21 protein-coding genes and 4 tRNA genes are annotated in these 24,280 nt (G+C 58.7%); 14 read left to right on the top strand and 11 right to left on the bottom strand.

Going from position 1 to position 24,280, the window contains the following annotated elements:
• Nucleotides 1–9 precede the first annotated feature (9 nt).
• The 6 genes from MCM46_08000 to MCM46_07975 all read left to right on the top strand — a co-directional run bounded on the left by MCM46_08000 (nt 10) and on the right by MCM46_07975 (nt 5,716).
• Complete coding sequence (locus MCM46_08000; GenBank protein MCG3111749.1) at nt 10–1,263, top strand: divalent metal cation transporter; 1,254 nt, start codon at nt 10–12, stop codon at nt 1,261–1,263.
• 29 nt (nt 1,264–1,292) lie between these two features.
• Nucleotides 1,293–2,384: a glycosyltransferase gene (locus tag MCM46_07995; GenBank protein MCG3111748.1), complete on the top strand. Its 1,092-nt coding sequence runs from the start codon at nt 1,293–1,295 to the stop codon at nt 2,382–2,384.
• A 17-nt stretch (nt 2,385–2,401) separates the two neighbouring features.
• Nucleotides 2,402–3,205, top strand: a complete 804-nt coding sequence (locus MCM46_07990; GenBank protein MCG3111747.1) for a hypothetical protein — start codon at nt 2,402–2,404, stop codon at nt 3,203–3,205.
• A gap of 43 nt (nt 3,206–3,248) precedes the next feature.
• The gene (locus MCM46_07985) at nt 3,249–4,004 is read left to right on the top strand and encodes a TIGR04290 family methyltransferase (GenBank protein ID MCG3111746.1); all 756 of its coding nucleotides are present in this window, start codon (nt 3,249–3,251) and stop codon (nt 4,002–4,004) included.
• Between the two features lie 300 nt (nt 4,005–4,304).
• Complete coding sequence (locus MCM46_07980; GenBank protein ID MCG3111745.1) at nt 4,305–5,087, top strand: hypothetical protein; 783 nt, start codon at nt 4,305–4,307, stop codon at nt 5,085–5,087.
• Between the two features lie 29 nt (nt 5,088–5,116).
• Nucleotides 5,117–5,716: a hypothetical protein gene (locus MCM46_07975; protein MCG3111744.1), complete on the top strand. Its 600-nt coding sequence runs from the start codon at nt 5,117–5,119 to the stop codon at nt 5,714–5,716.
• Nucleotides 5,717–5,838: 122 nt separating this feature from the next.
• Here MCM46_07975 and MCM46_07970 read toward each other — a convergent pair whose 3' ends face one another.
• On the bottom strand, nt 5,839–6,345 hold the full coding sequence (locus MCM46_07970; protein MCG3111743.1) for a hypothetical protein: 507 nt from the start codon (nt 6,343–6,345) through the stop codon (nt 5,839–5,841).
• 342 nt (nt 6,346–6,687) lie between these two features.
• Between MCM46_07970 and MCM46_07965 the strand changes: the two genes are divergently transcribed.
• A complete protein-coding gene (locus MCM46_07965; protein MCG3111742.1) occupies nt 6,688–9,219 on the top strand; it encodes a PAS domain S-box protein in 2,532 nt (843 codons plus the stop codon).
• A gap of 140 nt (nt 9,220–9,359) precedes the next feature.
• Nucleotides 9,360–9,590, top strand: coding sequence for a hypothetical protein (locus tag MCM46_07960; GenBank protein ID MCG3111741.1), 231 nt, complete (start codon nt 9,360–9,362; stop codon nt 9,588–9,590).
• Between the two features lie 60 nt (nt 9,591–9,650).
• Here the strand turns inward: MCM46_07960 and MCM46_07955 are convergent, their stop codons facing one another.
• Complete coding sequence (locus tag MCM46_07955) at nt 9,651–12,080, bottom strand: tetratricopeptide repeat protein (GenBank protein ID MCG3111740.1); 2,430 nt, start codon at nt 12,078–12,080, stop codon at nt 9,651–9,653.
• A gap of 497 nt (nt 12,081–12,577) precedes the next feature.
• Entirely contained in the window at nt 12,578–12,940 is a 363-nt protein-coding gene (locus MCM46_07950) for a heavy-metal-associated domain-containing protein (protein ID MCG3111739.1), read from the bottom strand.
• Nucleotides 12,941–13,448: 508 nt separating this feature from the next.
• Between MCM46_07950 and MCM46_07945 the strand changes: the two genes are divergently transcribed.
• Both MCM46_07945 and MCM46_07940 read left to right on the top strand, forming a co-directional pair.
• Nucleotides 13,449–14,168: a thioredoxin domain-containing protein gene (locus MCM46_07945; protein ID MCG3111738.1), complete on the top strand. Its 720-nt coding sequence runs from the start codon at nt 13,449–13,451 to the stop codon at nt 14,166–14,168.
• Nucleotides 14,158–14,616, top strand: a complete 459-nt coding sequence (locus MCM46_07940; protein MCG3111737.1) for a vitamin K epoxide reductase family protein — start codon at nt 14,158–14,160, stop codon at nt 14,614–14,616. Before MCM46_07945 ends, MCM46_07940 begins: the two co-directional genes overlap by 11 nt.
• A 696-nt stretch (nt 14,617–15,312) precedes the next feature.
• On the opposite strand, the gene MCM46_07935 is transcribed toward MCM46_07940, so the two are convergent.
• The 3 genes from MCM46_07935 to MCM46_07925 all read right to left on the bottom strand — a co-directional run bounded on the left by MCM46_07935 (nt 15,313) and on the right by MCM46_07925 (nt 17,039).
• Nucleotides 15,313–16,584, bottom strand: a complete 1,272-nt coding sequence (locus MCM46_07935; GenBank protein MCG3111736.1) for an ankyrin repeat domain-containing protein — start codon at nt 16,582–16,584, stop codon at nt 15,313–15,315.
• 167 nt (nt 16,585–16,751) lie between these two features.
• Nucleotides 16,752–16,827, bottom strand: a tRNA-Lys gene (locus MCM46_07930).
• 135 nt (nt 16,828–16,962) lie between these two features.
• Nucleotides 16,963–17,039, bottom strand: a tRNA-Arg gene (locus tag MCM46_07925).
• Nucleotides 17,040–17,236: 197 nt separating this feature from the next.
• Here MCM46_07925 and MCM46_07920 point away from each other — a divergent pair.
• A complete protein-coding gene (locus MCM46_07920) occupies nt 17,237–17,572 on the top strand; it encodes a cupredoxin domain-containing protein (protein MCG3111735.1) in 336 nt (111 codons plus the stop codon).
• A gap of 6 nt (nt 17,573–17,578) precedes the next feature.
• Here the strand turns inward: MCM46_07920 and MCM46_07915 are convergent.
• The 5 genes from MCM46_07915 to MCM46_07895 form a co-directional block, all read right to left on the bottom strand.
• Nucleotides 17,579–17,655 (bottom strand) — tRNA-Arg (locus tag MCM46_07915).
• A gap of 96 nt (nt 17,656–17,751) precedes the next feature.
• Entirely contained in the window at nt 17,752–18,327 is a 576-nt protein-coding gene (locus tag MCM46_07910; protein MCG3111734.1) for a DsrE/DsrF/DrsH-like family protein, read from the bottom strand.
• A gap of 10 nt (nt 18,328–18,337) precedes the next feature.
• On the bottom strand, nt 18,338–18,580 hold the full coding sequence (locus tag MCM46_07905; protein MCG3111733.1) for a sulfurtransferase TusA family protein: 243 nt from the start codon (nt 18,578–18,580) through the stop codon (nt 18,338–18,340).
• Between the two features lie 26 nt (nt 18,581–18,606).
• Nucleotides 18,607–18,906 (bottom strand): hypothetical protein, encoded by a 300-nt coding sequence (locus tag MCM46_07900; GenBank protein ID MCG3111732.1) that lies wholly within the window; start codon nt 18,904–18,906, stop codon nt 18,607–18,609.
• Between the two features lie 100 nt (nt 18,907–19,006).
• A tRNA-His gene (locus MCM46_07895) sits at nt 19,007–19,081 on the bottom strand.
• Between the two features lie 117 nt (nt 19,082–19,198).
• Between MCM46_07895 and MCM46_07890 the strand changes: the two genes are divergently transcribed.
• The 3 genes from MCM46_07890 (at nt 19,199) to lspA (ending at nt 24,209) form a co-directional block, all read left to right on the top strand.
• On the top strand, nt 19,199–20,722 hold the full coding sequence (locus MCM46_07890) for an HD domain-containing protein (protein MCG3111731.1): 1,524 nt from the start codon (nt 19,199–19,201) through the stop codon (nt 20,720–20,722).
• A gap of 99 nt (nt 20,723–20,821) precedes the next feature.
• Nucleotides 20,822–23,710 carry an isoleucine--tRNA ligase gene (gene ileS / locus MCM46_07885; protein MCG3111730.1) on the top strand — a complete coding sequence of 963 codons (2,889 nt, stop codon included), beginning with the start codon at nt 20,822–20,824 and terminating at the stop codon, nt 23,708–23,710.
• Nucleotides 23,691–24,209, top strand: coding sequence for a signal peptidase II (gene lspA, locus MCM46_07880; protein ID MCG3111729.1), 519 nt, complete (start codon nt 23,691–23,693; stop codon nt 24,207–24,209). The genes ileS and lspA overlap by 20 nt, the downstream gene beginning before the upstream one ends.
• Nucleotides 24,210–24,280 lie beyond the last annotated feature (71 nt).

The following is a 24,280-nucleotide window of genomic DNA, read 5'->3' as shown; positions in this document are numbered from 1 at the left end:
GGAAAGAAGATGCTCAGGGATCTCTTCAGAAAATTGGGACCGGGTCTCATCGCCGGAGCCTCGGACGACGACCCGACCGCGATCGCCACCTACTCGCAGGCCGGCGCGCAGCTCGGGTTCGGGATGCTCTGGGCCGCGCTCTTCGCTTATCCTTTGATGGTGACGGCCCAGCAGATCAGCGCGCAGATCGGACGGGTCACCGGACACGGCCTTGCCTGGAATATGAGGCACCATTTTCCGAAGCGGCTGGTTTATCCGTTGGTCGGCGCTCTCTTCACCGCCAATACGATCGGGCTGGGGGCCGACTTAAACGCCATGGGAGAAGTGATGAAACTCCTCATCGGCGGACCCGCCCTTGTTTACTCGACGGCGTTTGCTCTGCTCTCGCTTGCTCTCGAAGTCTTTGTTCCCTATTCCCGGTATGTCCCTTACCTCAAGGGGCTGACCCTGGCCCTCCTTGCCTATGCGGCGACCGCTTTCGTGATGGAAATTCCGTGGCGGGAGGTCGTCGGGGCGACGCTCTTCCCCTCCCTCCGGTTCGATCGCGCCTACCTGACGATCTTTGTCGCGCTGCTCGGCGCCATGCTCAGCCCCTACATCTTTTTCTGGCAGGCGACCGGGGAGGCCGAGGAGCAGAAGAACCATCATCGAGAGGCCCCGCTGAAGGAGGCGCCGGAGCAGGCGCCGGAACAGTTCGAGCGGATGAAAATCGACACGACGACTGGAATGGCGTTCGCGAGCCTGATCGCTTACTTCATCATTCTGACCTGCGCCATGACCCTGCATACGCAAGGAATTCATCAGATTCAGAGCACCGCCCAGGCGGCGGAAGCGCTCCGCCCCGTGTCGGGCCGGTTTGCCTCCGTTCTCTTTTCGATGGGGATGATCGGGACCGGCCTGCTGGCGATTCCGGTTCTGGCCGGATCGGCGGCCTACGCGATCGGAGAGACGATGCAGTGGCGGGTGGGGCTGGAGCAGAAGCCGCGCCGGGCGAAGCGCTTTTATGCGACCCTCGCCGCGGCGATGTTGTTGGGGTTGGCCTTCAATTTTTTGAGGATCAATCCGATTCAGGCCCTCTTTTGGGCGGCCCTTATTTACGGGGTGGTCGCCGCCCCGGTGATGGGGATGATGGTTATCCTCGCTTCGAGCCCGAAGGTGATGGGACGCTTCACCCTTTCTCGATGGTTGAAGGGGTTCGGATGGGTGACCACGCTGGTTCTGTCGGCGACCGCGCTCGGACTCTTTGCCGCGACACTCCTTTAGGGGAGAATTGAAGGGAGGAGATCAGATCAATGAAGCTGGTGATCTTCGGATTGACGATCAGCTCCTCTTGGGGAAACGGGCACGCCACCTTCTGGCGCGCGCTCGGCCGCGCCTTGGCGCGGCGGGGAGAGCGGATTCTCTTCTTCGAGCGGGATGTTCCTTATTATGCCGCGCATCGCGATTTTACCGGCTCGCCCGGCATCGATCTCGTTCTCTATTCCCATTGGGAAGAAGCCTGGCGGCGGGCGCAGACGGCGTTGAGCGACGCCGATGTGGCGATGGTGACCTCCTACTGTCCCGATGCGGTCGCCGCGTCGGACCTGGTTCTCTCCTCGCCGGCGCGGCTCCGCGTCTTTTACGATCTCGACACCCCGGTGACGCTGGAGCGGATCCGGGCGGGCGAGCGGGTCGTCTACATCCCCTCCCAAGGGCTCGGCGATTTCGATCTGGTTTTAAGTTACGCCGGGGGGGCCGCCCTCACCGAGCTTCAAAAGCGGCTGGGGGCGCGGCAGGTGGCGCCGCTTTACGGCTGCGTCGATCTTTCGTCGCATCGTCCTGTTCCGCCGGCCGAAGCCTATCGGGCCGATCTCTCCTATCTTGGCACCTATGCCGCCGACCGGCAGGAGGCGCTCGAGCAGTTGTTCCTCGCGCCGGCGCGGCGGCTTCCGCACCGGCGGTTTGTTTTGGGGGGGTCGCAATATCCGAACGATTTTCCCTGGACCCCCAATCTTTTCTATGTTCGGCATATCCCCCCGCCCGATCATCCGGTTTTTTACTGCTCGTCGCGGTTGTCGCTCAATGTGACCCGCCGGCCGATGGTGGAGAGCGGCTATTGCCCCTCGGGACGCCTCTTTGAAGCGGCCGCCTGCGGCGTCCCGCTCTTAAGCGACCTCTGGGAAGGGCTCGACCAGTTTTTCGAGCCGGGCACGGAGATCTTGATCGCCCGAAGCGCCGAGGAGGCGATCGCGGCGATCGAATCGCCGGAGGAGTGCCTCTCGAAGATCGCCCGATCGGCCCGCGAGCGGGCGCTGTCGGCGCATACCGGGGAGCGCCGCGCCGACGATCTGCATCGGGCGCTGGAAGGGGCGTGCCGTCCCTCGGTCCAAGATGTGACGTTATAGGGAAGGAGGGGAGACCGATGTGGGGAATCATCCCGGCGGCGGGGGTCGGAAGCCGCATTCAACCGCTGGCGTTTTCAAAAGAGCTCCTTCCGGTCGGGAGCCGGCTCGACGGCGAGGTCGAGCGGCCCCGCGCGGTGAGCGAGTATCTGATCGAGCGGATGATCCTGGCCGGGGCCGACAAGATCTGTCTGATCGTCTCTCCCGGCAAATCCGACATTCTTGAATACTACGGCGGCCGTGTCTCCTCGGCGCATCTTTGCTACACCGTTCAGCCCCGCCCCGCCGGTCTTTGCGACGCGATCTTCTCGGCGCTCCCGCTGATCCACCCGGACGAGCCGGTGCTCGTCGGTCTTCCCGACACCATCTGGTTTCCGGAGACGGGGCTGGCGCGGCTGCCGGCGGAGGGGCTCTCGTTTCTCCTCTTCCCGGTGGCGCGGCCCGAGTTCTTCGACGCGGTGGTGACCGACGCGGCGGGAGCGGTTTTGAAGATCGAGGTCAAGCAGCCGAAGCCGTCGACCCACTGGATCTGGGGGGCGTTCCGGCTTCCCGGCGGGGTGCTGCGCGATCTCTTCGAGCTTTGGTGCGCGCGGGACCGCCGGGACGAATATCTTGGAACCCTCGTCAATGCCTATATCGCGCAAGGGGGGGCGGTCCGCGCGCTGGCGGCGGGAGAGGCGTATGTCGACGTCGGAACGATCCACGGCTACCGCGAGGCGATCAAGCTCCTCAGCGCGCGGGGCGCGGAGCGGAGGCGGCCCGGTCTTCGGCAGCGGCCGCAAAAGAGCGATCCGACAGAGACCGATTCGCGGCGGGTCGCTTGAAGGTTCTCTTTTTAGGTTCTCTTTGTTGAGGTGAGAAAGCGCAATGAGTCATTCCCGTTTGACGCTCGGCGGAAATTTCAGCCCCGATCAGATCCGGCAGCGGGTCCGCGATCTCGGTGAGTGGTTTCATAATCTTAACCTGCAGGGGGTCCAGACCGCCCCCGGTCATTTCCTCGGCGATTATCCGATGATCAAGTGGCGCCGGTTCGCCCATGCGATCCCCGCCGATCTTACCGGACGGTCGGTCCTCGACATCGGCTGCAACGCCGGTTTTTACGCCATCGAGATGAAGCGGCGGGGGGCCGACCTCGTCGTGGGGATCGACAGCGATGAGGCTTATCTGTCGCAGGCGCGCTTCGCGGCCGAGGTCTGCGGCGTTGACATTGATTTCAGACGGCTCTCGGTTTATGATGTCCCGGCGCTCGGGAGGCGGTTCGATCTGGTCCTTTTCATGGGGGTGCTCTATCATCTCCGGCATCCGCTCCTGGCGCTCGATCTTCTTTACGAACATGTCGTCGGGGATCTCCTCGTTTTTCAGACGATGTGCCGCGGCAGCGCGGAGAATGGGCCGCTTGAAGAAGATTACCCCTTCAGCGAGGAGGGGATCTTCGACGATCCGGCTTTCCCGCGGATGTATTTTATCGAAAAACGATACGCGAACGATCCGACGAATTGGTGGATTCCGAACCGCGCCTGTGCGGAGGCGATGCTTCGGAGCGCCGGGTTTCGGATCATCGATCATCCCGAGGCGGAGGTCTTCATTTGCCGTCGAGGGACCCCGCCGACAATCAGTGGATAAAAACCTTCTTACCGGACAGGACGGCGAGAAAAATAGATAATTTTATTGACAGATCGACCGGTGTAGGGGTATTTTCTTTATGCCCTGGTTCATCCGTGTTTCTCATCCGCTGAGGTGTGGAAAGAGCGGTGGGGATTCTGATCGGTCGGCGCCCCCTTTCTTCGCTTATCGCGAACGTTCGGGCAGGGATTGAAGCTGTCCGTCCGCTTTCACATCTCCCCCAAGGAATCGGAAACAGAATCCCTCATCGGCAGGCCCCGCCTGCTCGGCTGAATGTTGAATGTAAGAAGGAAGACCCTCTTGAAAATAAAAGATCAAATCGAAAAAAGAGAGACCATTTTCACCTGGGGCGCGCTCCTCCTCGGTCTCTTCCTCTTTTCAATGGCTCCTTCCGTTTCCGCCCAGCTGATCGATGTCGTGGCGCCGCGTCTCGATTACACCCCCCCTTTTCCCATCATGGCGCTTCAGGAAATTGAAATGTCGGCGGTCGTCGCCGATGAAGCGGGGGTCCGATCGGTGCGCCTCTTCTATCGGAAAAAAGGAGAGGAAGCGTATCAGAGCCTTTCCTTTGAAAAACTGAGGGGAGATGAAAAGAAGGGGGTCTATCGGCTTTCGATCCCCCGGCGGGAGGTCGGTCCGGAAGGGCTGGAATATTATCTGGTCGCCGAAAACGTGTCGGGGAATCGGACGGTGAAAGGAGAGGCGCTCCGTCCCCTTTTCATGCAGGCGATTCTTCCGAAGCCGACCCTGAAGGAAGCGCAGCGGCGCTTCGAATGGCTGAAGGAGGCGTGGGAGGAGAAAGATCTTGACGAGATGCGGGCGCTCTCCGAGATGCCGGCGCCGCGGGAGGAGTTCTTTCGGCTCCTGTTCGAAAACTACCGGAGCGTTCAGCTGGAAATGACGTTGGAAGAGGCCGATCGGGACGGGGACGACCGGGTCGCGGCGGCCCGCTTCATGATCAAAGGCTTGGTCGATGCGCAGGGAAACCGCGTGGTTCCCGGCGCGACCTGGGCGACGGCGCGGGTCCGTCTTCCCTTTCCGGGCAATGAGAATGAAACATGGGGAAAAATCATTTGGGAATAATAAAGGAAAAAGATCGGCGTTGTCGGAGCGTGGCTCCGCTCCTCCTCGTCTCGGCGGCGTTTTATGGGTTTTTGCTCCACCCCTTCCTTTTGCTCGCGCAGGAGGCGCCGGAAATCGATCTGGTCGCCCCGAAGATCCTGCATGCACGGCCCCTCGGCCTTTTCCGCGGCGGGGAGGAGATTGAAATTGTTGCGACGGTCACCGATCCGGAATCGGGGGTGGACGACGTCCGCCTCTTTTTCCGGTCGAAGGGGGAGCGGAACTACCGGACGCTCGAAATGATCCCCGACGCGAATGATCGTTATCGGGCGACGATTCCGGGCGAGGAGGCGCAGGATCCCGGCATCGAATATTATCTGGAAGCGGCGGACCGGGCGGGGAATCGGGTCCAAACCCTCCGGCCGCCCGATCTCTCTCCCACCTTCGTTGCGATCGACAGCCCCTCCATGTGGGAGCGGTTTCAAGGGGACGACCGGCCGTGGTACAAGAAACCGTGGGTCTGGACCGTCGCCGGCGCCGTGGTTCTCGGCGCCGCCGCTTCGATGGGCGGCGGCGGAGGGGGTGGCGGCGGAGGAGGAGCCGGGGGGCCGACCACCGGCACGATCACCGTGGACGGCCCGGTCCCTTAGTAATGATTTAAAGCCGATTCATCAAGACGATTGTCTGCATTACACGAAAACCCCTTGAATCAGGTTCGCCTGGTTTACAAGGGGTTTTCTGTTTAGAGCGTCCGCCGGTTTGGAAGCGGGTCTTAATAAAGAATCGTGAACATGAAGGCGATCGGGGCGGCGTCGACGCGGACTTCCCGGTCGAAGAGGCGCTCGTTTTCGTAGGCGACGATCTCTTCCTGGAAACGGACCGTGTCGAGAAGGGAGGAGGCAAACGGCTCCGGCAGATAAGAGGCGGCGAAGACGGAGAGGGCGAAAACCAAAAAGTAGCTGTTGATCTTGGTTTGGGAGGGGCGGCGGCCGAGGAGCGGATTGTTTTCCTCAAACCCCCGCCGATCCAGTTGCAGCGTTTGCGACCGGTCTTTCAAAAGCGGCGGCAGAAGCGCAAGGTACTTTGCCAGCTTGACCTGATCCGAAGGGTCGGCCAGGTATTTCTCAAAGAGAGAAGGATCTTTTAAGGAAGCGTCCGTTGAAAAGGAGAGGGGCGAAAAAGAGATCGGCTCTTCGGCGGCGACGGCCTGAGCCGGCGTCCAGACCGCCCCGGTCATCAATGCCAGGATCATGTATCTGTATAGGAGTTTGATTCTCATCGACAATAGCCTGTATACCACAAATCTCCAGACCGTCAATCAGTGATCCGACGAGAAAAGCCTCATCGAATTCCTCAATTCCTCGCTGTTTTATCTCAATCGAGTGAGGATTCGTTCGCGCTCCCCGGTTTTCAATGAAGCGGGCTTGATCTCTCTTTCCCGTTCATCCTCAAGCAAAATACGCCTGCATATTCCCATTGAATCTTTTTTCTGATTGTGGTAGGGTTCCCTCAGCAGAATACCCTAATATGTGTTTGGGTAGGGTATGGAGGAAGCCGATCCGGTTCGATGGGTCGGTGATCGAATATTTCGTATCGGATACTTATTCTTCGGAGAAGGAAAATGCTCTCTGAGCGCGGGCCGTCCGAAGCCGGTCGGCTCGTTGACATCATCAAGAAGGTTCTTCCTAAAGGGCGCGTTCTCCCGGAGGAGGAGTGGAGGGTTCGACATAGAGCGATCCTGCTTTTAACATGGCTTCACGCGGCGGGGCTTCCCCTTTTCGGGATCTATCAGGGGTTCGGGATCGTTCAAAGTGTTGCCGAGGGGGGGGTGATCGCCGCCGTCGCGCTTGCAGCGACCTGGGGCAAGATCAGCCGCAGCGCCCGATCGGCGGCAGCCAGCCTGGCCCTCATCACCTCTTCCGCCATCCTTGTTCAGTTCTCGGGGGGCTACATCGAGGCCCACTTCCACTTCTTCGTCATGCTCGCCGTCATTTCACTCTATCAAGATTGGGTTCCCTACCTTCTTGCGATCCTCTTCGTGGTCGTCGAACATGGGCTCACCGGTCAGTTCGTCCCCACGATGGTATACAATCATCCCGACGCATTCGTTCATCCCTGGAAATGGGCCGTCATCCATGCCGGCTTTGTCTTGAGCGGAAGTGTCGTCCTCCTCGTCAACTGGCGGATCATCGAACAGGCGCGGGCCCGCGTCGATCTGGTGCTCAACTCCGCGGGCGAAGCGATCATCGGATTGGATTTCAAAGGGACGATCACTTTTGCAAATCCGGCCGCGGCGAAGATGACCGGCTATTCTCTGGAAACGCTTGTCGGGCAGCCGATCGAGCGCATTCTGCAGGACGCGCCGGACCTCCTTAATCGCGGGGGGGCGGGTTCCCGCATGGAGAAGGTGGTTTTGCGCCGGGACGGCGCACATGTATGGGTCGACTGCGCGAGCAACCCGATCCTGGAGCAGGATCAGATCGTCGGCGCCGTCGTCACCCTCAAAGACGAAACCGACCGCAGACGCGCCGAAGAAAAGCTGAAGAAGACCTTCTCCCTGCTCAGCGCGACGTTGGAGTCGACGGCCGACGGCATTCTTGTCGTCGATCAAGAGGGAAAAATCGAACGATTCAACCAAAAGTTTATCCAGATGTGGAACATTCCGCGCGGCATTGTCGCCCTCCGAGAGGACGATCAGGCGCTGGCCCATCTGCTCGATCAGCTGAAAGACCCCGAAGGATTCTTGAAAAAAGTGCGGGAGCTCTCCCAGCAATCGGACAAGGAGAGCGACGACCTGCTGGAATTCAAAGATGGAAGGGTCTTCGAGCGATATTCGAAACCGCAGCGGATCGGAGGGGAAAATGTCGGAAGGGTCTGGAGCTTTCGGGACGTCACCGAGCGGAAGCAACTTGAAGCGCAGCTCCGACATGTCCACAAGCTGGAGGCGGTCGGCCAGCTTACCGGCGGGGTCGCCCACGAATTCAACAACCTGCTGACGGCGATCACCGTCAGCCTGGAGCTGGCGCGCGAGCAGGTTCCTCCCGAGAGCGAAGCATACAGCCTGCTCGACACGGCCCATGCGGCCGGCTGGCGGGCCGCCGGGCTGACGCAGCAGCTCCTCTCGTTCAGCCGGCGGAGTCCGATCGACCGGCAGCCGCTGCATTTGGGGGAGGAGGTGGAGAAGGTCGCCCGCCTTTTCCGGCAAGCGATCGATCGCCGGATTCAGATGGAGACCGGGGTGGACGACGATTTCTGGTCCGTATTGGCCGATGCGGGACAGATGAACCAGCTGATCATGAATCTCTGCGTAAACGCGCGCGACGCCCTGCTGGAGCGGATGGAGAAAAACAACGGCTCCCCGTCGCCGGCCGACTGGGAGCCGCGCATTTCGATCCATGTCGGGAATGTTGAGGTCGATGGGGCGCACCGCCAAGTCCACCCGAACGCCCGGACGGGGAAACATGTCTGTCTTCGCGTCGCCGACAACGGCATCGGAATCGATGAGGAGATTCGCCACCGGATCTTCGAGCCCTTCTTTACCACCAAGAAGGTCGGGCGGGGGACCGGGTTGGGGCTGTCGGCGGTCTACGGAATCGTCGCCGCGCATCAAGGCTGGATCGAGATGCAGAGCGTCAAGGGAGAAGGGACCACCTTCTCGGTTTATTTCCCCCGGACCGAGAAAGGAGTCCGTTCGATCCCCGCTTCCTCCCTTGCCGAGAAGCCTCCCGCGGACGAAGGGAAAACCATTCTTGTCGTCGACGATGAGGAGGCGATTCGAACACTCGGACGCGCCGTTCTGGAACACGAAGGGTATCGGGTTCTGACGGCGGAAGACGGCCGGGAAGCGGTCGAGCTGTTCGTTCGAAAAAAGCAAGAGATCGATCTGGTGATCCTCGACCTGACCATGCCCTACCTCTCGGGGGGAGAGGTGCTGCACCAACTTCGCCAAATCGAACCGAATCTGAAAGTCATTATCTCCAGCGGCCATCGCGCCGATCACTCCTTGGATTTCACCGATGTCTCCTTTCTTCAGAAACCCTACCGACCGGCCGATCTCCTCCAAAAGGTGATCGACGCTTTGCGGCAGGCCGTTCAGGAGAGACCTCCCGCGGCCTCCTCCGATTTCCCGTCCTCTTTTCGTTCCAACGGTTGATCTTCCGCCTCTACGGTTTAACCGAAAATTGATCTGAATTTGATCCCGTAGTTGCCTGGAGATGGGATGCTGAGGGTGGCGAATCGATTCGCCCTCTCCCGGAGGGAGAGATCGGCCACTTTAAGAAAAGGGAGGAAAAGATGAATCAGGGATTTCTGGAATATGGGCTTCCGACGTTGATTGCCCTGGTCTTTGTGAATTTCGTCTGGGCCTGGATTGTGTCGGCGGCGAAGCCGCCTGGGGGCTCGGAGGACGAACCTCTTTCGGGTGAGGGTCATCCGGATTGGAAGTATCTGGAGGATGCGGGGCCGGAGGGGGTTCGAAAGAGCCTCTCCGAAGAGATCCGGCCGAAGACCAAGGTGCCCGGGTGAGATGGAACTCAGGAGCGGTAGATCAAGCCGCAATTAAAGCGGCTTGGTCTCTCCTTGCCGTTATTCGATGCGCCGCTCCTGCGCGTTTGCCAATCCGAACGTCTGGACCTTCCGGAACGCGTCGACCGCTTCCCTAAAGCGGCCGAGTCTTTGAAGGGTATGGCCTTTGTATTGCCAGGCTTTTTGAAAATCGGGCTTCAGGGAGAGGGCCTTCTCATAGGCCTTTAACGCCGCCTCGTCCCGGCCGAGATCTTCCAGGGAGATTCCGATGCTGACCCAGGGTTCCGCGTTTTCGGGATAAAGCGCGACGGCCTTCTCGTACGCCGCCAGCGCCGCTTCATGACGGCCTAATCTGGCAAGAACAAGGCCTCTCTGATACCACGGGCCCGGAAGGTTCCGATTGAGGGAGGCGGCCCGATCGTATGCGGCGAGCGCCTCTTCATCTCTTTTTAAACGCTCCAGGAGAAGCCCTTTTCTAAACCAGGGATTGGGATCATTGGACGCAAAGGAGATCATCTTTTCGTACGCTTCCAGCGCCGGTTGGAAGCGTCCTAATCTTTCGAGGACAATCCCTTTGTTGTACCAGGCTTCGTGAAAGTCGGGTCTCAGCGTGATCGCTTTCTCGTTCGCTTTCAACGCCTCTTCCAGCCGGCCGAGCCGCTCCAGCGCAATCCCTTTCAACCGCCAGACCTCCGGCGCCTCCGGTTTGACCGAGGCGATCTTCTCGGTCCATTTCAGCGCCTCTTCAATCCGCCCCAATCGCATCAGGGCGATCCCTTTCTCTTGCCAGAGCTCCGTTTCATTCGGATTGCGCTGGAGGAACGTTTCGAAGGAGGCCACGCTCTCCCGGTGACGGCCGAGCCGCTCCAGGAGGGCCCCTTGGTCGTACCAGAGCTCCGGCCGGCCGGCGTTTCGTTCGAGCGCTTGTTCGTAGGCCTTCAGCGCCTCCTCGAAGAGATTTATTTTCTCGAGGAGGCGCCCCTTCCGATGCCAGGCTTCCGCGGATTCACTTTTGAGCCGAATCGCCTCATCAAAAGCGGCCAGCGCTTCCGGGTCCCGGCCGGATCGTTCCAGCGCAACCCCTTTGCCGAGCCACGCTTCGGGATGATCGGGTTTGAGCGCGATCGCCTTCTCGAAGTCGGCCAGCGCTTCTTTCGCTTGATCCAAGTTAACGATGGAAAGGCCCTTTGCATACCATCCCTCGTAGAAATCCGGTTTGAATCGGACGGCATTGCCGTAAGCGGCCCGCGCTTCTTCGTGCCGGTGTAATCTCGCGAGCGCATTCCCTTTGCTGAACCAGGCTTCTGCGTGTTCGGGATGGAGTTGGAGGGTCTTTTCAAGCGCGGCCAGCGCTTCCGGGTCCCGGCCTAATTGACCCAGCATCACTCCTTTATGATGCCAGGCCAATCCATGGTGAGGATTTCGTTTGATCGCTTCCTCCGCGGCGGCCAGCGCCGCCTCATGCCGGCCCAACCGTCCGAGGGAGATCCCTTTGCCGAACCAGGCTTCCGAATGGGCCGGATTGAGTTGAAGCGCCTGCTCGAACGCGTCGAGCGCCGCTTGGTCCCGGCCCGATCGACTGAGCGATCCTCCTTTCCCGAACCAGGCCCGGTCGAGCCGCGGATGGAGAGTGATCGCTTGATTGAACGCCGCCAGCGCTTCTTCCTCCCGGCCCATGTGGGCGAGGGTGTTTCCTTTTTCGAGCCACGCTTCGGGATGATCGGGCTTCAGCGCGAGGGTCTCTTCAAACGCTGCCAGCGCCTCTTGATTCCGGCCGAGACCGGCCAAGGAGAGGGCTTTGTAATACCGGGCGTCTGTATTAAACATATTGACGATGAGCGCCTGCTCATGGGCGACGAGCGCTTCGCCGTGACGGCGCAACTTGTTCAGGGCGATGCCTTTGTACAGCAATGCTTCGGTATAAAACGGTTTGAGCGCGAGCGCCTGCTCAAACGCGCTCAAGGCCGCTTCATTTCGTTCCAAGCGGATCAATGAGAGGCCTTGATGGTACCAAGCTTCCGGCGATTCGGGGGCGAGGCCGGCGGCCCGTTCAAACGATGCGGCCGCTTCCTCGTTTCTACCGAGCTGATGGAGCGAAAAGCCGCTGCTGTACCACGCTTCGATGAAAGAAGGTCTTATTTCGATCGCCTGCTGAAACGCTTCCAGCGCTTTTCGCTCATCGCCCAATTTATGAAGGGAAACCCCTTTGCCGAACCACGCTTCCGGATAATCGTGTTTATAGCGAATGGCCCGATCGAATGCTCCGAGCGCTTCTTCATTCCGGCCATTATTTCCGAGGACGATTCCTTTCGCGAGCCACTCGTAGGCGTCGCGGGAATGATCGGCCAGGGGGCGGCATGGATTTGAAAGGTCGGCGAGGTTGCAGGGGGTCGCGCAGCCGGGTAGGGTGGTTGCCGCGGAGAGGCCGAGGAGGATCAGCGTGATCGCCAGCGGGATGGTTTTGCGGTGTTTTGTTTTCTCTGGGGTCATTTTGGTCTTCGATAAAGAATTGAGTTCCTAAGGGTAGCGGTTTTTTAAAATCGATTCAACGAAAATGTGGATGCTGAATCGGGGCGCTGCCCCGAACCCCGCCGCGGGGGTTGCGTGCCCACCCAGTTTATCTGATGTGGAGCCGGCGCTGGGAGAAGACGGTTGGTTTCCGATCTTCACACCAGGTGCGCCTTGCCCCACACCCAAGGATTCCCAGGGCAGCGGAGGGGGCAAGCCCCCCCCTTGCTCCCCCCACGGTCAGAACTTGCCCAACACACGGAAGAGAGCCGTGGATTGTGCTTTAAACATGCTGACCTGATTTGGTCGATGAAACGTCTGACAGAAGAAACGCGGGACCATCAGGGGCACAGAACGCCCACGACGCGCGGGCTTTTTGTTCTTGGATTTCAAATTCCCAAAAACATCAAGGCCCCGTGAAGGGTTTTACCCTGGCACGGGGCCTTGAAATAAGATGGATCGTCGCGGCGTGAGACCGGTTATAGGGTCATAAACCCGGCTTGTTCAATCGCGCTTTTTAGGGAGGACACCGGGACCGCTCCTTTTTCTACGGTCACCGCCGCCAGAAGCTGGTCTGGATCGACCGAGGCTTCCACCACGCCGGGGACGGAGAGGAGGACTTGAAGGACTTTTTTCGACGCGGCCTTGGGGCAGTCGCCGTCTTCTTTCATGAACTGGACGGAGACCTTCTCGATGGCAGCCGTCCGGGCCATCGCCGGATTGCTCCCCGAGTAAGCCATCTGCATCGCGTTGTCCGCGGCGGAGTTGAATAAACAACTCATTCCGATCCCGCCTGCGACAAGAATGCCCGCTCCGAGTGACATCAGAACTACTTTTTTCATCGCTTGTTCCTCCAATGAGAAGTGATGGAACACCGGCTTTGTTGAAGAATGAGAACAATGGGAATTAAGGACAGGGTAGTCTTTTTTGTTTTTCTTTGTCAATGAAATTTTATCGGCCGCATGACTTCCCACTAAAAGTGATAGCCGTACCCAAGCGAAATACTCCAGTCGCGTCCAAGGGAACGGGTCGCAATTTGCGACCCGTTCGGAACTCCCCGTCGTGAACCTGCACATTTTGAACTTGAGGTCGCAGATTGTGACCTCAAGTTGTAAAACTCGGTTGCGTCTCTTGCCTAAAACAAAAAGGGGATATGTCTCACCGATGAGACATTGGCGGTTCAGGAATTCCGCCCGCCCCATTACCCCCCCCCACCCTTTAAGAATGAAAAAAGCTGGGGTATACTGGATCGATAAATCAATTAGGAATCGTTCAATTAGGAATTAGGAATGTGGAAAGACAATTAAGAATCAGGCATGAAGAATGAGGAATTGAAATAAAGGGGGAGTGATGGCAAATAAGAAACAAAAAGAAAAAGCACGGGTGTCTAAAGAAGAGCGCAAGGCGCAACGGGCCCGCTCCCGTATGGCGCTCTGGACATCGGTGATCGCCGGCGTGATGGCGGTGGTGATCGGCGTCGTCTGGGTCGCGGCGCCGCCGTCGGGCGAGGTGACGGGCCGCCCCGATGCGAGCCTTACCGAAATTTCACAAGACGAGTGGATCAAAGGGAATCCGAATGCCCCGGTGACGCTGGTCGAATACAGCGACTTTCAGTGCCCTTCCTGCGGGACCTACTTCCCCCTCCTCAAGGAACTGAACAGCGAATTCGACGACCGGCTCCGGATCGTCTATCGCCACTATCCATTGGGCTTCCACGCCCATGCGGAATTGGCCGCCCAGGCGGCGGAGGCGGCCGGGAAGCAGGGAAAGTTCTGGCAGATGCACGACCTGATTTTCAGACAGCAGAAGGATTGGTCGGAGAAAGTCGGAAGCGCCCGGGCGCTCTTCATCGGCTACGCGCGGGATCTCGGGCTCGATATGGCGCGCTTTGAAGCCGACCTCGATTCGAAAGAGGTCCGGCAGGCGGTCGACGCCGACCGCCGCTCCGGGGACCGGCTGGGGGTCGATTCGACCCCGACTTTTTTTCTCAACGGGGTAAAAATCCAAAACCCGCGCGGCTACGATCCATTCAAGAATCTGATCGAGAAAGCGATGGCCGATGCCTCCTAAGCGGATCATCGTCGCCCTGCTGCTAGCGGCGAGCCTGATCGGCTTTATCGATGCCGCGTATCTGACCGCCAAGCATTATCTCGGCGCGCCGCCCCCCTGCGGGCGCTTCGGGGGATGTGAAACGGTGACCACCAGCGAATACGCCACGATCGCCGGGGTGCCGATCGCGTTGCTGGGGGCGGTCTACTATCTCGCCGTTTTTCTCTCGGTCATCGCCTACCTCGACACACGCCGCCCCGGAATCCTCCGGATGACCGCCGGCTTTACCGCCGTCGGTTTTCTCGCGTCGCTCTGGTTCGTCTACCTCCAGCTCTTCGTCATCAAAGCAATCTGCCCCTACTGCATGCTTTCGGCCTTCGCCTCGACGGTATTGTTCATCGTGGGGATGATCGTGCTCCGGGGGCAACGCGAGCTTGATTCGTCTCCGGCCGACGCTCGTTCCCGCTGATTCATCTTTACTAACAAAAGAATGTTGGAATGGGGTTTCACCCCAAGCCCCACCGTGGGGCTGTCTTGCCACAGCCCCTCCGGCTTCCCCAGGCAGCGGGGGGAAAGAACCCCCCTGCTCCCCCCGCTTACGGTTAGAACTCGCACACCCACAGAAGGACACTGTGGATTGTGCTTCAGACAGCTGACCTTATAGGGTAGGTGAAACGTTTTGATTTGTAGTGGGCCACTGCGTCCTCGCTCCACCCATCCCCCAGTGGGTCCCTTACGCTGCGGGCGCAGAGGCCCACAGAACATCACCCCGAATTCTCAGAATTAAATCAAAACCCAAAAGCAAAGAGCGTGCGCGTCGAGGGCGTCCTGTGCCCCCCATTCTCCTGCGTTCCTTCTGTCAGACGTTTCATCGACCAATTCAGGTCAGCATGTCGAAGCACAATCCACGGTGTTCTTCCGTGCGTTGTGCGAGTTGTGACCGTGGGGGGTGCTGGGGGGCGGCAGCCCCCGCTGCCCTGGGAATCCGAAGGGGGGTGGGCACGCACCCCCCGCGGCGGGGGTGTGGGGCAAGCAGCCCCACGACTTTGATTTCTCGCTGTGGGGGCTTAGGGCGAAGAGCCCCATTCCAATTTTAAGAATTTAGGGAAGAAGGTTCTGTTTTGGTGAGGGCGTTACAGCGTCCATCCCGTCAAACGGGAACCGGTTATTTTTTCTTTGCGCCGGCCGGCTTCTTCTCCGCCTCCATCAGCATCCGTACCACCTCCGCAAAGCCCCGCTCTTTCGCATAGACGAGGGCGGTCCTTCCCATCTGGTCTTTGGCGCGGACATCGGCTCCCCCTTCAACAAGGGCCCGGGCAATCTCCAATTGCCCGCTGATCGCCGCCCACATCAGCGCGGTGCGCCCGTCTCTTCCCCGGACGTCGCGGTTCGCCCCCCCTTTGAGGAGCAGCCGGACCGTCTCCGCCTCGCTCGATTGCGCGGCAAGAAGGAGCGGCGGCTCCACGAAGCCGACGCCGGCATTTAAATCGGCCCCCCGTTCGATCAACAACGGCAGCGTGTTTGTTTTTCTTCCGGCGATCGCGGCGATCAACGGCGTCTTATCGGCGTCGACGGCGTTCACATCGACCCCTTTATCCAACAACAACCGGGCGATCTCCAGATGCCCTCCTTGGGCCGCCGACCGAAGGGCCGTCGCCGTCGGCGTGGCCCCGCGCTCTAGCAGCAGCTTGGCGGTTTGCAGATGGCCCCCGCCCGCGGCGGCGCCGAGCGGGGTGCCGTAGACCGGGACCGGACCGTTGGGATCGGCGCCGCGATCCAGAAAAAATTTCACGATCTCCGTGTGGCCCCGGAAGGCGGCGCTTCCGACCGGATTGAATTCGGGCGCCGTCTTCGCATCGGCGGCGACCCCGTGGTGGAGCAGCAGGTGAATGACGTCGAGATGGCCGTTGGCGGCGGCCCGCTCCAACGCGGAGGTCTTCTCTTCCTCGGTGACGTCGGCGGTTTCCTCCAGAAATAACTCGACCGTATCGACGTAGCCGTTCTGCGCGGCGGCCACCACCGAGGTCATCCGTGTTTTATCTTGCTCGCACGCCCGCGCCCCCGCGCCGAGCAACGCCGCGGCGGCCTCCCGCCGGCCGTTGGCGGCCGCCCAGAGCAAAGGGGACTGCGAGCCGCCGCCGCAAAGATCGGCCTTGTTTTGAAGCAGCAGCTTCACAATCGCCGCGTGTCCGTTTCCCGCCGCCCAAACCAGCGCCGACCGGCCGTTCGAATCAAGGACGTTCGGACCCATCCCCCCTTCCAGAAACAAGGAGACCGTTTCGGCATTTCCTTTCCGGATTTCTTCGAGGAACGCTTCCTCGGAAAAGGGGATCTTGAGCGCTTCCAGGCGCGAGCGGATCGACGCCTCCTCCTGACCGTGCGCCGTCAGGGGAAAAGAGATCAGCGTGAGCAGGGCGAAGAACCATCTAAAAACCATCCTTACCTCCAAAAAACCAGAGCGATTCGAACGTCTCTCTTTTCCCATTGATGTTTCTCCCGGTCAATGTTCGCTCCAGTGGTCCGAAACAGGGAGGAAACGGCCGGATCATAAAATCGCCGGGCACCCTCTATATGTAAGGATGCCCGGCGAAGTAGTTTAAAATCTGGTGAGCCGTGAAGGACTTGAACCTTCGACCCGCTGATTAAGAGTCAGCTGCTCTACCAACTGAGCTAACGGCCCTATTTATAGGTGGGGGCCTGTGCGGCAAGGAAGGGAAAAGGTCCTCCATTGCCCCCACGCCCCGCGGCTCGGACAAGCTCAGCTTGATCCTCGCCTTTATTCTATTTCGAACGCTCGTATCTGCTTCAAATTGGATGGTGCGCCTGAAGGGATTTGAACCCCTAACCTACGGCTCCGGAGGCCGACGCTCTATCCAATTGAGCTACAGGCGCAGGGAAACCGGAATCCTACCACAAAAGTAAATCGATATCAATCATCTCCTTCTTTCGAGCTATTGTCCAATATTGAGATCGGGCTTATATTTACACTGTAAGCGTGGTTACCATAAGCTCGCTTACAGAAGGAGGTTCATTTGCGCCGTTTTGTTTTTTTATTCGCTCTTATATCTTTAATCGGAACAACCACTTTGGTGGAGGCAACGATCAATAAAAAGCTTCGTGCTCCCAAATATCCGAAGCTGGTCGATCAACGTCCCGAAGCGCCCAAGCTCATCGCGCGGGATGATTATTATTCTCCCAGATTTTTGCAGGTCAAAGTCGTTGCCGGAAACGAGATCTCCTTGGAGAACAAGGGGATCAATATCCACGGTCTCGTCATTCCGGCCTTATCACAGATCAACGTGATCCGGCCGGGGGAGTCGAAAATGATTCCGGTCGAAGAAGAGGCAAAGCCGGGGATGTATGACTTCTTCTGCCATCTTCATCCCAGGATGCGGGGAACGATCGAGATCCTGCCGAAAACCTAGCGGAGTTGGTGCGCCCAGAGAGATTCGAACTCCCGACCCCTTGGTTCGAAGCCAAGTGCTCTATCCAGCTGAGCTATGGGCGCGAAGGATATCTATTTACCAGATGTGAGGGGAGAGAAGCAAGGGCTTTCCTCGGGGGGTGATGTTCATGTAGGGGCGACCTGTGGGTCGCCCCTTTTTTATATGAATAGGGTGATATCGGCGTCGGCGGCATAGCTCAGAAAGGTCGCGGCGCCGACCGGCTCCGCCAATCCGTCGATCAATCCTTTCCGCTCGATTCCCATCATGTCCATTGTCATCTGACAGGGCCAGAGCTTCACGCCGCTCTCCCGCGCAAGATCAAGCAACTCCGGAATCGAAACGATCTGTTTATTGGCAATGGTCTGCTTCATCATGATTGTCGCGAGCGCCGTCATGCCGGGAAGGGCCGAGATGATATTCGGCATCGGGGTCGCCGGGTTTCCCAGGGGGACGAACCGAAGCGACTCGGCGGCCCCCTTCTTTAAAATATGCAAGCCGAAGAAGGTGAAGAAGAGGGCCGCCTCCATGTCGAGGGCGATCGCCGTGGTCGCCAGGATCAGCGGCGGATAGGCCGCCTCCAGCGTCCCTTTCGAAACGATCACCGCCAGCTTTTTCTTCCGCGCGGGTTGCTTCTCAAGGATCGACCCCAGTTTTGCCTCGATCCGCTCGTCAATCAACGATCGAAGCCGTTCTTCCAGCGCCGGGTCGATCCCTTCTTTTAGCTTCTGTTCCATCGGTTCTTTTTTATTTTGTTTTCCGGATGTAATAGGTATAGATCCCGTCGCTCTCTTTCATCGAGATCAACGTGTGGCCTGTCTGCTGGGCGAAGGCGGCCATATCGGGCTTCGATCCTTTATCGGTGGCGATCATTTCCAAGACCTGTCCCACCTGGAGCGTTTCCATCGCCAATTTGGTTTTTAAAACCGGCATGGGGCACTTCATCCCTTTGCAATCGAGCACCTTGTCTGCCTTGATTTCAGCCGTCATCGATTATTAACTTCCATCACAAACCATTATGCCGCCCAGCGGCGATCGTTTCTCCGCCGGTCCGTTGAAGTGGGGAGCTGCTCGCGCCGGCGGTCTCCCCGCCGCCGCTCTCCTCCGTTATAGCCGAGGACGAGGTCTTGAAAGGTCTTCAGCTCGTCCCGGTTCAAAAGACGCTCCGGTTGTTCCGCGGAGAGGATCTTTTCGATCTGATTGAAGGTTTGATAGATATAATTTTCGATCCGGTAAACGTCGGGCTGATTTTCAATCATCATTGCTTCCAATGCGAGAAGCGCCGTCACCTTGGGATGGATGGTTTCTGTCTGCATTATGATCTCCTCCTTATCTGAATCGGACGCATCCTGGAGAGTTGCTGCTATCTTGGGGCTTGAATAAAGCGGGGAATATATCGATAAATGCAGTTTTGGTTGGGGTGGATGAGGGGTTTCGAACCCCCAACCCCTGGATCCACAATCCAGTGCTCTACCCTTGAGCTACACCCACCACTCACCATGAAAAACGATCGGATTATAACATAGAGATTCGGTGAAATAAAAGAGTTTAATTCCAAGAGACGAAATCAGCTTGCGCAAAAAAGAAGAGGCCTCTATAGTGAAAGGCATGGCGCTTTTCGTCGATCATCTGTGGCATAAAATCGATCAGAGCCGGGCGGCGTTTCCCTTCCTGGCCGCGTTGGAAACGCGCTTTCCGGAAGGGGAAATCTACCTCGTCGGGGGGGCGGTCCGGGACCTTCTCCTGGGGCGCGAGACGAAAGATTTCGACTTTTTGATCCGGGGGATTCCCGCTGAGAAGCTGAGAGATTTTTTGAAGCTGCACGGCAAGGTCAACTGGGTCGGAAAGAATTTCGGGGTCTACAAATTCGCGCCGCACGGGGCGGTCCTGGAAGAGCAGATCGACATCGCCCTTCCCAGAACGGAGCGCGCTTTCTTGAAGGGGGGAGGAGGGCGCCGCGACTTTGAAGTGCAAAGCGATGCCGCCCTTCCTGTCGAGGAAGACCTGCGCCGGCGCGACTTTACCGTCAACGCCATCGCCGCCGATCTAAGGAAAAAGTCGCTGGTCGACCCCTTCGGCGGGGGGAACGATCTCAAAGCGGGCCTGCTCCGGGCGGTCGGCGATCCGGCGCAACGGTTTGCCGAAGATTCATCGAGACTCTTACGCGCCCTGCGCTTTGCCTGTCAGTTTCAATTTCGATTCGAGGAGAAAACCTGGACGGCGCTGCGCGCCGCCATCGGCGCGCTCAATGCCAAACGGGAGGATGGGACCGAGATCGTCCCACGCGAGATCATCGCGAAGGAGTTCATCAAGGCGATCGTCTCCGATCCGGTCCGGGCGTTCGACCTCTGGGACGAGAGCGGCGCCTTCGCCGAGCTGATTCCCGAGCTGCTCCGGATGAAGGGATGTCCCCAGCCGGAGATCTATCACACCGAAGGAGATGTCTGGACCCACACCCGTTTGGCCCTCTCCGTTCTTGCCTCGCCCGTTTTCCAGGCGGAGTTTCAGGAGCCGTACGATGCGGAGACGGCGCTGGCGGTCCTCTTCCACGACATCGGAAAGCCGTACACCCTCCAAACCCCGGAGCGGGACGGGGTCGATCGGATCCGCTTCAACGGGCATGATCTGGCCGGGGCCCGACTGGTCCGCGAGATTGCGGCGCGTTTGAAGTTCTCGACCTTCACGAAGGGGAGCCGCTATCATGTGAACGAGGAGGCGCTCGCCTGGCTGATCGAGAAACATCTGATCCTGGTCCAGGGGGAGGTCGATCAGATGCGGGCCGCCACGATCGAGAAACACTTTCTCAATCCGCAGCGGCCCGGACACAAACTTCTGCAACTGATCTTCTGCGACGGGAGCGCCACGGTTCCGCCCTCCGGGAGCCCGCAATTGGTTTCGTATCGCCGGCTTCGAGAGCGGATCACCGGGATGGAGGCGATGGCCGCGTCGCGCGCGCGCATTCCGGCGCCGCTTCTCTCCGGAGAAGAGGTGATGGCGCTTTTGGGGATCCCCCCGGGGCCGGAGGTGGGAAGCGTTCTCGCTCTGGTTCGGGAAGAACAACTCTCCGGTCGGTTGACCGATCGAGAGGGGGCGATCACATTTCTGAAGAAGCAGCGAACCGGTCCGGCATGAGGGCCGGAGGCCCTGAAATTCCTGCGGAATGCCCCGTCTTTCCGGGAGAACAATCGTTGACATCCGAAAAGTCGAATGTTACTATCGATCATCTTTCTTATGGAAAATAAAGCCGATTATAAGCAGACCCTGAATCTTCCGAAGACCGATTTCCCGATGCGGGCCAACCTCACCCAGCGTGAAGTGGAACAGCTGGCGCGATGGGAAGAGAGCGGACTCTACCAGAAAGTGCTGCATGAGCGTGGGGACCGGGAGAAGTACATCCTTCATGATGGGCCGCCGTACGCAAACGGTCATATCCACATCGGGCATGCCCTCAATAAAATCCTGAAAGACTTCGTCGTCAAGTCAAGATCGATGAGCGGCCATGCCGCCCCCTACGTCCCCGGCTGGGACTGTCACGGTCTTCCGATCGAGCATCAGGTGTTGAAGGACCTGGGTCCGAAGAAGCAGGGGATGAGCAAGGGGGAGATCCGAAAGCGCTGCCGAGAATACGCCGACAAGTTCGTCAACATCCAGCGCGACGAGTTCAAGCGGCTCGGGGTTCTCGGCGATTGGGAGCATCCGTATCTGACGATGACCCCCGACTACGAGGCGGCGATCGTCCGGGAGTTCGGGAAGGTCGTTGCGACGGGGGACGTCTATAAAGGAAAGAAGCCGGTTCTCTGGTGTCCGGTCGATGAGACGGCGCTCGCTGAGGCGGAGGTCGAATATGCCGACCACACCTCGCCGTCGATCTACGTCAAATTCCCGGTCAAAGATCCGAAGGAAAAGTTTTCCGTCCGCCCGGATGGACAGACGTCTATTGCGATCTGGACGACGACCCCCTGGACCCTCGTCGCCAACCAGGCGATTGCGGTCCATCCGCATTTTCACTATCGCCTTGTGAAGACACCCGCCGGGGATCTGATTTTGGCGCAGAATCTGATCGAAGCTTGTATGAAGGCGTTCGGTTTCGCCCCCGGTTCCTATGAAGTGGCCCCCGGGGGCTGGACTGGAAGCGAGCTCGAAGGAATCGTCTGCCGCCATCCGTGGCTCGATCGCGACGCGCCGATCATTCTCGGCGAGCATGTCACCCTCGAGCAGGGGACCGGCTGCGTTCACACCGCCCCCGGTCACGGACAGGAAGACTACGAGGTCGGTCTCCGCTACGGACTGCCGGTCTATGCGCCGGTCGATCATCGGGGCCGCTTCACGAATGAGGCCGGGGAATTTGCCGGACAAAAAGTCTTCGAGGCCAACGAGGCGATCATCGCCCTTCTGAATCAGCGCGGGATGCTCCTGAAGAAGGAGACGATCAGCCACTCCTATCCGCACTGCTGGCGTTGCAAGAATCCGGTGATCTTCCGCGCCACCGAGCAGTGGTTCATCTCGATGGAGAAGCACCATCTGCGCGAGCGGGCGATCAAGGCGATCGAGCAGGAGGTCCAGTGGATTCCGAAGTGGGGAAAAGACCGGATCTTGGGGATGATGCAGAGCCGTCCCGATTGGTGCATCTCGCGCCAGCGGGTCTGGGGGGTGCCGATCGTCGCCTTCGCCTGCCTCGACTGCAACGAGATTTTGGTCTCGAAGGAGATCGCCGACCATGTCGCCGATCTGATGGAGAAAGAGGGGGGGAGCGACGTCTGGTTTTCCAAGGCGGCCGCCGAACTCCTTCCGAAGGAGACCGCCTGCAAAAAATGCGGCGGGAGCCGCTTCCAGCAAGAGAACGATATTCTCGATGTCTGGTTCGAGTCGGGGGTGAGCCACGCCGCCGTTTTGAAAAATACGAGAAGGTGGCCGCAGCTGACCTGGCCGGCCGATCTTTATCTCGAAGGCTCCGACCAGCACCGCGGCTGGTTTCATAGCAGTCTGCTCGCGGCGCTCGAAACCGACGGCTGTCCCCCCTATAAAGCGGTCTTGACCCATGGGTTCGTCGTCGACGGCGCTGGAAAGAAGATGTCGAAGTCGGCGGGGAACGTCGTCGCGCCGCAAGAGGTCATCAACAAATACGGCGCGGAGATCTTGCGCCTTTGGGTCTCGGCGACCGACTTCAGGGAAGATGTCCGGATCTCGCAGGATATCCTCGTTCAGCTGGTCGAAGCGTATCGAAAGATCCGGAACACCTGCCGGTTCCTTCTCAGCAATCTCTATGATTTTCATCCCTCCGACGGACCGGTGGGCGAAGCCGATCTGCAGGAGATCGATCGATGGGCGCTCTACCGCCTTCAGATCCTCAATGAGAAAGTGCAGCGGGCCTATCGCGAGGCGGAGTTCCACACGATCTTCCATGCGCTGAATAATTTTTGCGCCGTCGATCTCTCCTCTTTTTATCTCGATATCTTGAAGGATCGGCTCTATGCCTCTGCGGCCAAATCGCCCGAGCGGCGCGCGGCCCAATCGGTGCTGCTGGAAACGCTCACGACGCTGGTTCGTTTGATGGCGCCGGTTCTGTCGTTTACGGCGGAGGAGATTTGGGGGTATATGCCGGCCGATTTGAAAGAGAAGGAGAGTGTTCTTCTGACGACCTTCCCGATGGCCTCAAAAATGGGGCGCCCGCTGGAACAAAAATTTTCTGAAAAAGAGGAAAGTAATAAGACATTTTTAGAAACATGGGGTAAACTTATCGAAGTTAGAGAAGAAGTATCCCGTCTCCTGGAACAACAACGCAGAGAAAAGAAAATCGGAAGTTCGCTTGAAGCCAGCGTCACCCTCTTCGCAAAAGAGGATGAACCGCTCTATCCGCTTCTCCAGGAGAAGAAAGCGTTTCTCTCAACCCTGTTTATCGTCTCGCAGGTCGATCTTCTCCCGTGGGAGAGAAAGCCGGAAGGTGTATCAACCGTTCAAATGAAGGAAGCGTCCCTTGCAACTCAGGTTCAACCGGCTCGGGGAACCAAGTGTGAACGCTGTTGGATCTATCGAGAGGACGTCGGGGCCGATGCCGGTTATCCGACCCTCTGCGGGCGATGTGCGGGGGTGGTGGGTGCCGATGCTGCTGGGCCAAATTAAGCTTATTTTCTTGACATTGATCGGGGGCGGGACTATCATTCTGGATCAAATTACTAAGCTTCTTATTCAAAATGTCTTTCGTCTTCATGAATCCGTGGTTGTGATTCAAGATTTTTTTTCTCTGACCTACATCCGAAATCCGGGAGCCGCCTTCGGTTTATTTGCGGATCAGAGCGCCGGCTTCCGATCGATCTTCTTCCTTGTCGTTTCTATTGTGGCCCTTTCCATTCTCCTTTATTTTCTCGCGCAGACCCCCAAAGAAGATAAATCGAGCTTGGTTGCAATCTCCCTTTTGTTCGGCGGGGCGATTGGAAACCTGATCGATCGCGTTCGGATGGGAGAGGTAGTCGACTTTCTCGATTTTTATGTCGGCCAATTCCACTGGCCTGCGTTTAATGTCGCCGATTCGGCGATTACAATCGGAATCTCACTGCTGATGTTCAATCTCTTTTGGCTTAAGAAAGAGGTCCCGACGGCCAATCTCAGAGGTTGTGAATGAAGGACGGACCGGCGGCCTCACCGGTCGGAAACAGAGAAGAGAAGCGATAGGGTCAGATCGATCGAAAAGAA

This window comes from Candidatus Manganitrophus morganii, assembly GCA_021651055.1.
GTDB lineage: Bacteria > Nitrospirota > Nitrospiria > SBBL01 > Manganitrophaceae > Manganitrophus > Manganitrophus morganii.
Note: the sequence above shows the minus strand (reverse complement) of the source record. Positions and strands in the feature narration are given on the sequence as shown.